General features: G+C 68.3%; 10 protein-coding genes. 2 read left to right on the plus strand and 8 right to left on the minus strand.

Translation table 11 applies throughout. From position 1 onward, the window contains the following. Positions 1-25 precede the first annotated feature (25 nt). Positions 26-1,282, plus strand: coding sequence for an ammonium transporter (locus tag GCG21_RS05680; RefSeq protein WP_152818309.1), 1,257 nt, complete (start codon positions 26-28; stop codon positions 1,280-1,282). 54 nt (positions 1,283-1,336) lie between these two features. Further along, positions 1,337-1,699 (plus strand): P-II family nitrogen regulator, encoded by a 363-nt coding sequence (locus GCG21_RS05685; RefSeq protein ID WP_152818310.1) that lies wholly within the window; start codon positions 1,337-1,339, stop codon positions 1,697-1,699. Between the two features lie 46 nt (positions 1,700-1,745). Here the strand turns inward: GCG21_RS05685 and GCG21_RS05690 are convergent, their stop codons facing one another. The 8 genes from GCG21_RS05690 to GCG21_RS05725 form a co-directional block, all read right to left on the minus strand. Further along, a complete protein-coding gene (locus GCG21_RS05690; protein WP_194164957.1) occupies positions 1,746-2,456 on the minus strand; it encodes a DedA family protein in 711 nt (236 codons plus the stop codon). A 159-nt stretch (positions 2,457-2,615) separates the two neighbouring features. Next, positions 2,616-2,870 (minus strand): PspC domain-containing protein, encoded by a 255-nt coding sequence (locus GCG21_RS05695; protein ID WP_152818312.1) that lies wholly within the window; start codon positions 2,868-2,870, stop codon positions 2,616-2,618. Positions 2,871-2,984: 114 nt separating this feature from the next. Then, positions 2,985-4,319 (minus strand): histidinol dehydrogenase, encoded by a 1,335-nt coding sequence (gene hisD / locus GCG21_RS05700; protein WP_370517317.1) that lies wholly within the window; start codon positions 4,317-4,319, stop codon positions 2,985-2,987. A gap of 169 nt (positions 4,320-4,488) precedes the next feature. Next, the gene (locus tag GCG21_RS05705; protein ID WP_227993324.1) at positions 4,489-4,851 is read right to left on the minus strand and encodes a LuxR family transcriptional regulator; all 363 of its coding nucleotides are present in this window, start codon (positions 4,849-4,851) and stop codon (positions 4,489-4,491) included. Between the two features lie 50 nt (positions 4,852-4,901). Beyond that, positions 4,902-5,459, minus strand: coding sequence for a VIT1/CCC1 transporter family protein (locus tag GCG21_RS05710; protein WP_152818314.1), 558 nt, complete (start codon positions 5,457-5,459; stop codon positions 4,902-4,904). 158 nt (positions 5,460-5,617) lie between these two features. Next, positions 5,618-8,041 (minus strand): hypothetical protein, encoded by a 2,424-nt coding sequence (locus GCG21_RS05715; RefSeq protein ID WP_152818315.1) that lies wholly within the window; start codon positions 8,039-8,041, stop codon positions 5,618-5,620. Positions 8,042-8,118: 77 nt separating this feature from the next. After that, positions 8,119-11,664, minus strand: coding sequence for a DNA polymerase III subunit alpha (gene dnaE / locus GCG21_RS05720; protein WP_152818316.1), 3,546 nt, complete (start codon positions 11,662-11,664; stop codon positions 8,119-8,121). A gap of 42 nt (positions 11,665-11,706) precedes the next feature. Then, a complete protein-coding gene (locus GCG21_RS05725; protein WP_152818317.1) occupies positions 11,707-13,101 on the minus strand; it encodes an MFS transporter in 1,395 nt (464 codons plus the stop codon). Positions 13,102-13,107: the final 6 nt, after the last annotated feature.

Below are 13,107 nucleotides of genomic sequence, written 5' to 3' on the forward strand. Positions count from 1 at the left end.
ATGGTTTAGCCGGAGGAGGCAGGCGATGGACTCTTTGGACGCTCCGACCGTCTGGACCATGGTGGCCGCGGCGCTCGTGCTGCTCATGACCCCGGGCCTCGCGTTCTTCTACGGCGGGATGACCCGGGTCAAGGCGGCCCTGAACATGCTGATGATGAGCTTCGTGGCGATCGGCATCGTCGGGGTGGTCTGGGTGCTGTGGGGCCAGTCGATCGCCGCCGGGGACGAGTTCGTGCCGGGTCTCGCGGGCAATCCGTTCTCCGACCTCGGCTCGATCGACGCGCTGGCCCGCGGCGACCTGCTCCTGGTCGGATTCTCGGCCACGTTCGCGATCATCGCCGTCGCGCTCATCTCCGGGGCGGTGGCCGACCGGGCACGGTTCGGCGCCTGGTGCCTGTTCGTGCCGCTGTGGGTCACGCTCGTCTACGCGCCGGTCGCCTTCATGGTGTGGGGCACGGGTGGGCTCATGCGGGACGGGGTCATCGGCCGGCGGCTCGGCGAGGCGATCGACTTCGCCGGCGGAACGGTCGTGCACATCAACGCCGGGGTGGCGGCGCTCGTGCTCTGCCTCGTCCTCGGCGCCCGGCGCGGCTTCGGCACCGACCAGAATCAGCGGCCGCACAACCTTCCGCTCGTCATGCTCGGAGCGGGGATCCTCTGGTTCGGGTGGTTCGGCTTCAACGCCGGGGCCGCGGCCGACGGCGCGCAGGCGGGCCTCATCTGGATCAACACGCTCGTGGCCCCCGGTGCCGCGATGCTCTCGTGGCTCGTGGTCGAGCGGTTCCGCGACGGTCACGCGACCACCCTGGGCGCGGCCTCGGGGGTCGTGGCCGGGCTCGTGGCCGTCACGCCCGCGTGCGCGAACATCACGCCTGCGTGGGCCATCGTGCTCGGTGCCTGCGCCGGGGTGGCCTCCGCCTTCGCCGTCGGGCTCAAGTACCGCCTCGGCTACGACGACTCACTCGACGTCGTCGGCGTGCACCTCGTCTCCGGCATCGTGGGAACCGTGGCGCTCGGGTTCATCGCGTCCCCGGCGATCGGACGCGCGGGCCTGTTCTACGGCGGCGGCCCCGGTCTCCTCGCCGCACAGGTCGTCACGGTGCTCGTGACCGTCGTCTTCGGCGGGCTCGTGACGTGGGCCATCGCCGCGCTCGTCGACCGAACGATCGGCTTCCGGGTCGACGAGAGGTCCGAGGTGCAGGGGATCGACCTGGGCGAACACGCCGAGACCGCCTACTCCTTCGCCTCGGGCACCTCGGGCCAGTTCTCGGTCCGCGGCTGAGCGGCCCCCGGCCCATCGACCTCGACCATCAGCTCCGGACCTGAGGAGAACACCATGAAGCTCATCACCGCCGTCATCCGCCCCGAGTGCTTCCCGCAGACCAAGGAGGCGCTCGAGGACTTCGGCATCCACGGCATGACGATCTCGGACGCCGCCGGCTACGGCGCCCAGCACGGACATCGGGAGGACTACCACGGTCACCGCGAGGTGTACCGGGGCGCCTCCTACACGGTGGCCCTGCTGCAGAAGATCCGGGTGGAGATCCTCGCCGAGGACTCCCAGACGCCCCGGATCGTGCAGGTCATCGTCGACGCCGCCCGCACCGAGGTTCCCGGGGACGGCAAGGTCTGGGTGCTGCCGGTCGAGGAGGCCGTCCGGGTCCGCACCGGGGAACGCGACGACGCGGCCCTGACCTGACCGGACACGACCGTCGCCCCGCCGCGACGGGGACCGCCCGGCACGGTCAGGGGGTCAGGTCCAGTTCGACGGGCTCGGACGCCGCACCGGCGGGCTCCTCGGCGACCGCGCCGGCCGGCCCCGCCTCATCCGCCGTGTCGAGCATGTCGAGTGCGTCGGTGCCGTCGTCGAAGAACCGCCGGAAGGCGAGGTCGATCACCCAGCCGATGCTCACCCCGAGCACGACGCCCGCTCCGATCGCGATGAGCGGATGCTCGTCGAGCACCGCGCCGGCGCTCAGTCCCAGCGCCATGGAGTAGCCGGCCCACATCACGGCGGCCACCCCCGAGACGAGGACGAACCGGCGGTAGGGGTAGCCCACCGCACCGGCGGTCATGTTCACTGCGACGCGCCCGATCGGAACATAGCGGGCGGCGAGGATGAAGACGACTCCGCGGCGGGCCAGCGCCCGCTCGGCCCACGCCAACATCTTCGCTCCCCTGGGGCGCTGGAAGACGCCGAAGCGGTGCACCGGCAGCTTCGAGCCGATGAGGTAGGCGAGGTTGTCCCCCGCGAAGGCACCGAGCGCGGCCACGAGGACGATCCATCCGAGGGCCGGGCCCTCATGGGTGACCGAGAGGCTCGCGAGAGCGATGACCACGGACTCACTCGGAATCGGCGGGAAGACCCCATCGATCAGCGTGCACACGAACAGGACGGGCAGCACCCAGGCGGACGCCGCCGTGGCCAGCACGATCTCGGTCACCGCGTCGAACATGTCATCTCCTCGCGTCCTGCGAACACGGTAGATCATGGGATGGGTGCACGGAATCAGGGATCACCCGGATTCTTCCTGGGGGAAACCCTCCGGGTCGGATCACCGGTCGGATCACCGGTCGGATCACCGGTCGGACCGCGGGCGGGCCACCGGCCGGCCTCAGGAGCGACCCGCCCAGCCGTCCAGAAAGCGCTCCGCGGGGATCGCCCCGGCGCCCCAGGGCGTGAGCGCCCAGACGAGCAGGTACAACCCGAAGCCGAAGACCGGCAGCAGGAAGAGCACGAGCACGGCCACGCGGATCCAGAGCACGTTGACCCCGGTCGCCGCGGCGATGCCCCCGCAGATGCCACCGAGGATGCGCGCGGGGCCACGGCGGAATCCGGTGCTACGGATCATGCGGAATACGGCGTCCATGCCCATACCGTACGCGGCGCGAGACCGCGCGTCACCTCGATTCCGCGCCACCAAGGCCGCCGAGTCCACTCAGGCCACTGAGGCCACCGAGGTCGGGGCACTCCTGTGAACGGCTCAGTCGCCGCGACGGATCCGGGCCGCGTAGGCGTGAGCCGGAAGATCCTCGGCCTCGGCGAGGACGCTCAGCGCGTCGGTCACCTCGGCGAGCGCGTCGGCGGTGTAGTCGACCACCTGCACGGACTTGAGGAATGCCTGCACTCCGAGCCCGGAGGCGAATCGGGCGGTGCCGCCCGTGGGCAGCACGTGGTTCGAGCCCGCGATGTAGTCGCCCAGCGGCACGGGCGAGTACGGCCCGACGAAGATGGCGCCCGCGTTGCTGATCCGGGCCGCGAGCGCGGAGGCGTCGGCCGTCTGGATCTCGAGGTGCTCGGCGGCATAGGCGTCGACGACGGCCACGCCGGCCTCGAGATCGTCGACGAGGACGATCGCGGACTGCGGGCCCCCGAGCGCCGTGGCGATCCGGTCGCTGTGCTTGGCGAGGGTGACCTGGTGCTCGAGCGCCTCCCGCACGGCGTCCGCGAGCTCGGTCGACGCGGTCACGAGCACGGAGGCGGCGGCCGGGTCGTGTTCGGCCTGGGAGATGAGGTCGGCCGCCACCCACGTCGGGTCGGCCGTGTCGTCGGCGAGGATGCCGATCTCGGTCGTGCCGGCCTCCGAGTCGATCCCGATGACGCCGAGCACGGCGCGCTTGGCGGCGGCGACGTAGATGTTGCCGGGACCGGTGACCACATCGACGGGCGGGCAGGAGTTGCCCGGGTCGGGTGCGCCGTCCGTTCGCGAATCCACGCCGTAGGCGAACATCCCCACGGCCTGGGCGCCGCCCACGGCATAGACCTCCTCGATGCCCATGAGCGCGCACGCGGCGAGCACCGTGGCGTTCGGCAGGCCGCCGTTGTCCTTCTGCGGAGGCGAGGCGAGCGCGATGGAGCGGGTGCCGGCGACCTGGGCCGCGACGGCGTTCATGATGACCGACGACGGGTACGCGGCGAGCCCGCCGGGCACGTAGAGTCCGACGCGCCGCACGGGAATCCAGCGCTGGTGCACGAGTGCGCCGGGGCCGAGCTCGGTCGTGGCCGGCTGGGGCAGCTGGGCCGTGTGCGCGGCGCGGGCACGGCGGATCGCCTCCACGATCGCCGCGCGCAGGTCGGCCGGGAGGGCCGCCTCGGCCGCGGCGATCGCCTCGGCGGGCACGCGCAACCGGGCGGGGCGGACACCGTCGAACTGTTCGGCCAGGTCGCCGAGCGCCGCGGCGCCCTCGGTGCGCACGCGCTGCAGGATCGGGCGCACCCGCTCGAGAGCGACGTCGATGTCCACCTCGGCCCGGGGCAACCTGCTCTCCAGGTCTGCCGCGTCGAGGTGCTGGCCACGAAGATCGATCGTGCGTATCACGGGACCCATCCTACGGTCGGTCGTCGCCGCCCGGCCGGGTTGCCCACACCTCGGTCACCGTGCACGCGCGCCCATCCCGCTTCGCGCTAAGGACGCAGCGGACGCTCCTCGATTCGCCTCGGCTGCCGGAGCAGGCGGGCGTCGTCCTACGTCGCGCGTGCGACGCGGGTCAGGCCATCCCGACCGTGAGGAGGAAGGTCGCGTCGGTCTCGGCGACGACGCTGTAGGGCTCGCCGGGAACGATGAGGTACCCCCATTCGCGGGCGGACCAGCGATCGTCTCCCGACTCCAGCCAGAGGCGGCCCGAGATCACGAGCAGCGTCACCTCGTGTGGGCTGGCGGTCTCCGCGAGGGTCACGCCGGCGCGCATCGCGACGACGGTCTGGCGCATCCGCTTCTCGTGGCCACCGAGGACCGTGTCGGCGGCGCGACCGCTCGGGGCACGACTCGCCTTGTCGGCGAGCTCGCGGGCCTTGGCTAGCAGGCTCAGCTTGTTGACCATGGTCGTCTCCTCCGGGGTCCTGGCCCTCACGCTATCGCTCCGCGGGCGGGCGGGGCGACGTATCGGCTCACCCTCGCGTGTCAGAAGCTCACCCCGGCCGAGTTGAGCCAGAGTCCGATGCCGTAGGTGGCCACCAGGGCGAGGGCGCCGCCAGCGACCACTCGCAGCGCGGCTCGGCGGGTGTTCGCGTGGCCGATCCAGGCGGCGACCCAGCCGGTCAGCGCCAGCGCGAGCAACACGGCGACGAACGTGACCGGGACCCGTGCCGGCGCGGGTGGCAGCATGACCGCCACCATAGGCAGGAGGGAGCCGGCGAGGAAGGCGATCGCCGAGGCGAGCGCGGCGTGCCACGGGCTGACGACCTCGTCCTCCTCGATCCCGAGGGCCCGCTGCGAATCGGTCTGGGAGGAGACCGAGACGTACTCCCCCAGCGCCATCGAGATCGCCCCGCCGATGACGGCGGCGAGCCCGGCGATGAGGATGGGCGTGCTGTCGGTGGTCACGCCGGCCACGCCGACGACCACGGCGGCGACCGAGACGATGCCGTCGTTCGCCCCGAGGACGCCGGCGCGCAGCCAATTGAGCCGGCCGGCCAATTCGCCGGCGCTCGTTCCCGAATCCTGCACTCTGATGCTCATGAATCAATCGAAGCACTGGAAATGAATTCCCGCCAGCAAGGTGAGGCTCACCTTCAATGAGGTGAGGCAATCCTAATCTTCATGAGAGCCAGCTGACATAACTGCGTCCGAACCAAATAGCCCACACGAGCGAAACGCTATCGATCACGCAAGGCCGCTCATGCGAATATGTTTCGCGGCTCCGATTGCAGGCCCACGTACGATGGCCTGATTTGCCGCATGCGCAATCTACCGGAATCGAAGGTGCGCCCCTCCCAGAACGCGCTGTCCATGCTCCATCGAGTCTCGTTCTCAAGCATAGCGCTCACGGCGTCCAATTGATTCCCTAGGCCACCTTCGCCGATTGCGCAGCCCTCACCCTTCCATCGGCTCCCTTCGGCGGCAGTGTACGGGATCGGGCGCAGCTTGATTGTCGCCCCGAACACGGTTCTCCCCACGAGGGAAGCAGATGGGTCGTCCTCGCTGGGTGAGGATAGCTCAAAAAAGATCGGCATTCCCTCCATTGGAGGCACTATCGGCACCCATTTGGCTTGCCTACCCCAGAGCACGATATCCTTTCCACTAGCAGAAATTTGAGAACCATCGGCCGACGCCATGATTCCACATTTCTTTACGTCGACGTCTTCGATGTAACAGACAACGTGAGCTCGCTTGTCTGCTCCTACATAAATGAGCGGCCACCCCTTGACGCATGAAGACAATACTTGAAAGTTGCCATGCGTCTTCCCTGCAGCATCAACCGTGATACGCAGCGGGCACTCGGTCAGGAGTGGAGTCGGCTGTATTTTTACATATCGTAGATCCATCCCTTTGTACGGGCGCATCCATTCGGTCCCACTCACCGACTTCTCTACCGAGCCACCGCGAGGACCGTTCACCATGACCCCCAGACCGAGTTCGGCACGCCGGAGAATTCCAATACGATCCCACTCTCGATAGATCGTTTCCGCATCGGAGCTGAGCTCACTGAGTCTCACATTCATCTCGTCGGCAATCCTAGGCCGAGGGGATTCCTCCACCACGTCAGTTGCCATAACACGAGCAATGCTGACCGCTCCTCGTTCGAAGTCATTCGCCAGATCAGCGAACGAAATGCGGTCGGTCATCGGCTCGATCGACAGGTTCGGATTGCGAGCGAACCGACGGTAGAGACGGGACAGGGTGATAAAGTCATTTTGCATCCTCCTCAACCTAATCAAATCCAACTCTCGAGCGTCGGGTGGAATCTCGTTCGAGTGTCCACTCACCACCCATGGAAAGATCTGGCTCCAGCTCGCCACCCAGACCCCCATCGGCTGGTATCCGGCAGGTGTCATCGACGGCTCCTCAGCGGAGGCCTGCTTCTCCGGCACCTCGTCGTGGGGAACCCGGGGCGATTGGACGCCAGAGTTGGTCACTCCAGCCGAAAACAAATTCCCAAACAAAGACGAATCCGTGTCGGTGGCATCTTTAAGAGAAGCGTTGCTATTCGGCTTCCTACTGTCCTCCAAGAATTTCCGCAGGTCATCCTTTCCACCATCGCGCTTGTATGCGTCGTACGCAGAGGCCTGGGCGAGCGCCTCCAGTCCCTGGAGGTCTTTGATCTGTCCGATCTGTTCCGAGACACTCTTCGGTTTCTCAGGTGCACGATAGGCGGCCGTCTTGGGCGGATCCACCGGGGCCATCAACGTGGGACTCACCATGGGCGACTGTCCGAGCGAATCCAGACCCGCTGCCGCCTGCTTCGTCAGGTCGTCGTACCATTTGCTGGCCACGGGCGCGACGCAGGCGCCACTGCTCGAGACCCTCACAGATGCTGTTGCGGTCTCGTCCAACTGCTGCCGGCTACCGCCATAGGCCGCAGACACGCTGACGTCACCGCCCATACCTGCGTAGGTGAACTCGCCGGACCCGCCGTACACCCACTGGCCGGACTCCGACTTCAGCTTGAAGTCCAACGTCGCCTCCGCGAGCCCGCCCCAAAGGACGCCGACGATGACACCGCTGCCATGTGCGTGCAGGAAGGCTCTCGATGCGGCGGCCCACGTCGCGATCTTCGCCTCCCTGTCGGTGTCATCCCCGCCGAGGACGCCCACCTCGCCGGTGCAGTCCTTGGCGCCGTCATCGACTTCCGCATCGCGGGACATGACCGCGTTGTATTTCTGCAGTACATCGAAGATGTCCGCCTTGACCGAGTCCTTGAGCGCCCCGATGAAGCTCGCCACGTCGAGGTCGTCGAAGTTGACATACTCCACGCCTGCGACCTTTGTGCACCGAAGGGTGATCGACAGGGACCTGCTGCGGTTGATGTCCGTGTGGCCGACGTAGGCGCTCAGTGCGCCGGAGACCTTCGATAGTCCGCCGATGCCATAGCTGCCGGAGATGCTGAGCGATCCCTGGTTCATGCTGTCGGTGTAGACGTATCCGCTGTTTCCGGACATGGTGAGCCGCATCGACTCCTGCGGGATCAGTTTCGTGATCCCGGGCTTGAGTGCGGTCGTGCCGAATTTTCCAAGCGACCCGAAAACGGTTGAACCGATCTCCAGCCCGAAGAGGGGGTTGGAGATCGCGTCTTCGGTTCCGCTCGCAGCTTCATTGCCCATCCCGTCAAGCTACACCCTGGTGGGTTCGCGCGGAAGAGCAAATCTCGGCGCTCTCGAAGAAGGCGGCCGCACACTCATCAGTTGAGGCAATTCGGACCGAGCAGGGCCTTGAGCTCCCCGAAGAGTGCGGCATTGCGCTCGACCCGCAACCCGTCGTCCAGACGCATGATCGTGGCCTTGTCTCCCGCGGTGAGCCACAGCTGAACCTCGGATCCGCCCGGGTGGGTGGTGAGGACCCCGCGCAGCCGCTCGACCATCGGCTCGGTGCACCGGATGGTCGGCATGGTCAGCCGCACCGGCGCGTGGTCGCCGGCGATGACGTCGGGCACGGTCACCTCGACCGCGTGCAGGCCCATCTCCTCGTCCCGGCGGCGGACCCGGCCCTTGATGATGATGACCGTGTCCTGGGCCAGGGCGGTCGTATACGCGAGGTACGTCTCCCCGAAGAACATGATCTCGATGCTTCCGGTCATGTCCTCGACCGTGACGATCGCGAACGGGCGCCCGGCCTTGGAGCTGCGCCGGTCGACCGCCGTGATGAGCCCCGCGACGCTCACCTGGGAGCCGTCCGGGCGCGACTCGTCCTCGTTCAGCGTCGCGATCGAGCAGTCGGCGGCCTGCTCGAGCACGTGATCGATGCCCGCGAGCGGGTGATCCGAGACGTACAGGCCGAGCATCTCCCGCTCGAAAGTGAGCTTCTGCTTCTTCTCCCACTCAGGCAGGTCGGGCACCTCGACGGCGAAGGTCGCGCCCTCGTCCGGGCCGTCGAGGGAGGCGAACAGGTCGAACTGCCCCTCGGCCTCCTTGCGCTTGACGCCGACGATCGCGTCGATCGCCTGCTCGTAGATCATGAGCAGCGACCGGCGGGTGTGGCCGAGGGAATCGAAGGCGCCGGCCTTGATGAGCGATTCGATCGTGCGCTTGTTGCACACCTGGGCCGGGACCTTCTCGAGGAAGTCGCTGAAGGAGGTGAAGGCGCCCTTCTCCTCGCGCGCCGCGATGATTCCGGCCACGACGTTCTCGCCGACGTTGCGCACGGCCGCCATCCCGAATCGGATATCCGCCCCGACGGCGGTGAACATTCCCACGGAGTCATTGACGTCGGGCGGCAGCACCGTGATACGCATGTGCCGGCACTCGTTGAGGTAGAGCGCCGACTTGTCCTTGTCGACCCTGGTCGAGGTGAGGAGCGCGGCCATGTACTCGACCGGGTAGTTCGCCTTGAGGTAGGCGGTCCAATAGGAGACCACGCCGTAGGCCGCGGAGTGGGCCTTGTTGAATGCGTAGTCGGAGAACGGCACGAGCACGTCCCACAGCGCCTGGATGGCGGCGTCGGTGTAGCCGTTCGCGCGCATTCCGCCCGAGAATGGAATGTACTCGGCGTCGAGCACCTCCTTCTTCTTCTTTCCCATCGCGCGGCGGAGCAGGTCGGCCTGCCCGAGCGTGTACCCGGCGAGCTTCTGGGCGATCTCCATGACCTGCTCCTGATACACGATCAGGCCGTAGGTGGTGCCGAGAATGTCGTCGAGCGGGCCCGCGAGGCCCGGATGCAGCGGGGTGATCGGCTGCAGGCCGTTCTTGCGCAGGGCGTAGTTCGTGTGGGAGTTCGCGCCCATCGGGCCCGGGCGGTAGAGCGCGCCGACCGCCGAGATGTCCTCGAAGTTGTCGGGGCGCATCTGCCGCAGCAGGGTGCGCATGCCGCCGCCGTCGAGTTGGAACACCCCGAGGGTCTCACCGCGCGAGAGCAGGGCGTAGGTGTCGCGGTCGTCGAGGGCCACGTCCTCGATGACGACGGGCTCCTTGCCGTTGAGGCGGATGTTCTCCAGGGCGTCGTCGAGGATCGTCAGGTTCCGCAGGCCGAGGAAGTCCATCTTGACCAGCCCGAGATCCTCCCCGGCGGGGAAGTCGATCTGGGTGATCACGGCCCCGTCCTGGGGGCGGCGCATGATCGGGATGATGTCGATGAGCGGTTCGGAGGCGATGATCACCCCGGCCGCGTGCACCCCCCACTGCCGCTTGAGGTTCTCGAGCCCCTTGGCCGTGTCGAAGACGCGGGCGGCGTCGGGGTCGGTGGAGATGAGCTCGCGGAAGTCCCCGGCCTCGGCGTAGCGCTTGTCCTCCGGGTCGTGGGTCCCGCTCAGGGTGATGTCCTTGCCCATGACCGCGGCCGGCAGCGCCTTGGTCAGCCGCTCCCCCATCGAGAACTCGTAGCCGAGCACGCGCGCGGAGTCCTTGAGCGCCTGCTTGGCCTTGATCGTGCCGTAGGTGACGATGTAGGAGACCTGCTCCTCGCCGTAACGCTCCGAGACGTATTTGATCACCTCGCCGCGGCGACGCTCATCGAAGTCGATGTCGAAGTCGGGAAGGCTCATCCGCTCGGGATTGAGGAAGCGCTCGAAGATGAGCCCGTGCTGAAGCGGGTCGAGGTCGGTGATGCCCATGGCGTACGCCGCCATCGACCCGGCCCCCGAACCACGCCCCGGCCCCACCCGGATCCCGTTGTCCTTGGCCCAGTTGATGAAGTCCGCAACCACGAGGTAGTAGCCGGCGTACCCCTTGGACGTGATGACCTCGATCTCGTACCGCGCCTGCTTGTCCACGTCGTCGGGCACGGCGCCGGCGTAGCGGCGGTGCAGGCCGACCTCGACCGCCTTGACGAAGGTGGAGATCTCGTCCTCCCCCTCGGGCACCGGGTAGTGCGGCATGTAGCGCCCGACCTCCTCGGTGAAGGAGACGTCGCAGCGCTCGGCCACGAGCAGGGTGTTGTCGCACGCCTGGGGGTGATCGGGGAAGATCGAGCGCATCTCCGCGGCGCTCTTGAGGTAGTAGCCCTGCCCGGAGAACGCGAACCGCTTCCCACCCTGGTCGTAGGTGGGCTCCATGAGGGTGGAGGCCGACTGCACGCACAGCAACGCCTCGTGGGAGTGGGCGTCCTCGGCGCGGGTGTAGTGCAGGTCGTTCGTGGCGAGCAGCGGCGCGTCGAGCTCCGTCGCGAGTTCGAGCAGCTCGCTGATCGTGCGCCGCTCGATGTCGGCGCCGTGGTCCATGATCTCGATGAAGAAGTTGTCCTTGCCGAGGATGTCCTGCATCTCACCGGCGGCCCGGCGGGCGGCCTCGCGCTGCCCGAGCCGCAGCTTGACCTGCACCTCCCCCGACGCACAGCCGCTCGTGCCGATGAGCCCACCGGAGTAGCGCTGCAGCAGATCGCGGTCGATGCGCGGCCACTTGCCCAGTTGGCCCTCGAGCGAGGCGAGGGAACTCATCCGGAACAGGTTGTGCATGCCCGCGGTGTTCTCCGCGAGCAGGGTCATGTGGGTGTAGGCGCCGCTGCCGGAGACGTCGTCGCCGCGCTGGGACTCCTCCCCCCAGCGGACCCGGGTCTTGTCGAAGCGGCTCGTGCCGGGGGTGACGTAGGCCTCGACGCCGATGATCGGCTTGATGTCGTGCTTGCGTGCGGTGCGCCAGAAGTCGTACGCGCCGAACAGGTAGCCGTGGTCGGTCATGGCCAGCGAGGTCTGCCCGAGCCGCTGCGCCTCGGCGAACAGGTCGTCGAGGCGAGCTGCGCCGTCCAACATGGAGTATTCGGTGTGGACGTGCAGGTGGACGAAATCAGCCGACGACATGCCCTCGATTCTAAGCCGCCTCGACGGGCCCGGCCGGCGGTGTCATCCGGGCTCGGGTGCGGAGGGGTTGCGGATGCCCGCGTAGGAGGCGAGGCCGCCGAGGGCGAGCAGCACCGCGACGACGACGGCGACGCGGTGGAACCCGCCGAGGTCGAGCACGCCGCCGGTGATCGGTCCGAGGGCCGCCACGGCGAGCAGCCCGGCCACGCGGGCGATGGCGTTGTTGATCGCCGAGGCGATCCCCGCGCGCGCGGGTTCGATCGACCCGAGCACCGCCGAGGTGAGCGGCGCGACCGTCAACGTCAATCCGATCCCGAACACGACCACCGAGGGCAGCACCTGCGTCCACAGGTCGAAGGAGTCCGCGACCCGCAGCAGCCCGAGCGCGCCGGCGGCCATGACGATCGGCCCGGCGGTCATGAACGCCCGCGGGCCGACGCGCCCCGCCCGGTCCCCGACCCGGGAGCTGCCGAGGATCATGAGGATCGTCGGCGGGAGCAGCACCAACCCGGCGACCGTGGCCGGCATGCCGGCGCCCTGTTGGAGGTACACCGCCACGACGAGCCCGTAGAGGCCGAGCGCGGCGTACACGAACGTGGTGGCGAGGTTCCCGTGGGAGAAGTTGCGCACCCGGAACAGCGTGAGCGGCATCATCGGCTGCGCCAGCCGCCGTTGTCGCGCGAGGAACACGCCCAGGCAGATCGCTCCGACGATGAACGGTCCCCAGATCGTCGCCGCCGACCACCCGAGCCGGCCCTGTTCGATGAGTGCGAACACCACCCCGCTCAGGCCGATCGTGCACAGGGCGGCGCTGGGCCAGTCGACCCGCGCCGCGGGATCGCGCCGATCGCGCCGGCCCGTGCGGGCGAGCCGGTGGAGCAGTCCGAGCGTGATCGCGATCGGCACGACGTTGATGAGGAACACGAGTCGCCAGGACGCCAGGTCCACGAGGGCGCCGCCGAGCACCGGGCCGACGACCATCGCCGTCGTGGTCGCGCCGGTCCAGGTGCCGATCGCGCGGCTCTGGGCGCGGCCGCCGAACGTCGAGGTGATCAGGGCGAGCGAACTCGGCACGAGCATGGCCCCGGCGATGCCCTGGGCGCCGCGGGCGAGGATCATCGTGAGCGCGGTCGGGGCGAGCCCCACGGCCACGGACGTGAGGCCGAAGCCGATGAGCCCGACCCGGATCACGACGATGCGCCCGAACACGTCGCTGAGGGAGCCGGCCACGAGGATGAGCGCGCCGAGCGTGATGAGATAGGCGTCGACGACCCACTGCTGGGTCACGAGCCCGCCGCCCAGTTCGTTCTCGATGGCGGGCAGGGCCACGTTGACGACCGTGCCGTCGAGGAACGCGACGAACGAGGCGAGGATCGCGATCCACAGCACGAGCCGGCCCTCGCGGGAGAGCGGCGGGCGGGCCGGCGGGAGGGTCATCGCGTG

Source organism: Pseudactinotalea sp. HY160 (assembly GCF_009372055.1).
Taxonomy (GTDB): domain Bacteria; phylum Actinomycetota; class Actinomycetes; order Actinomycetales; family Beutenbergiaceae; genus HY158.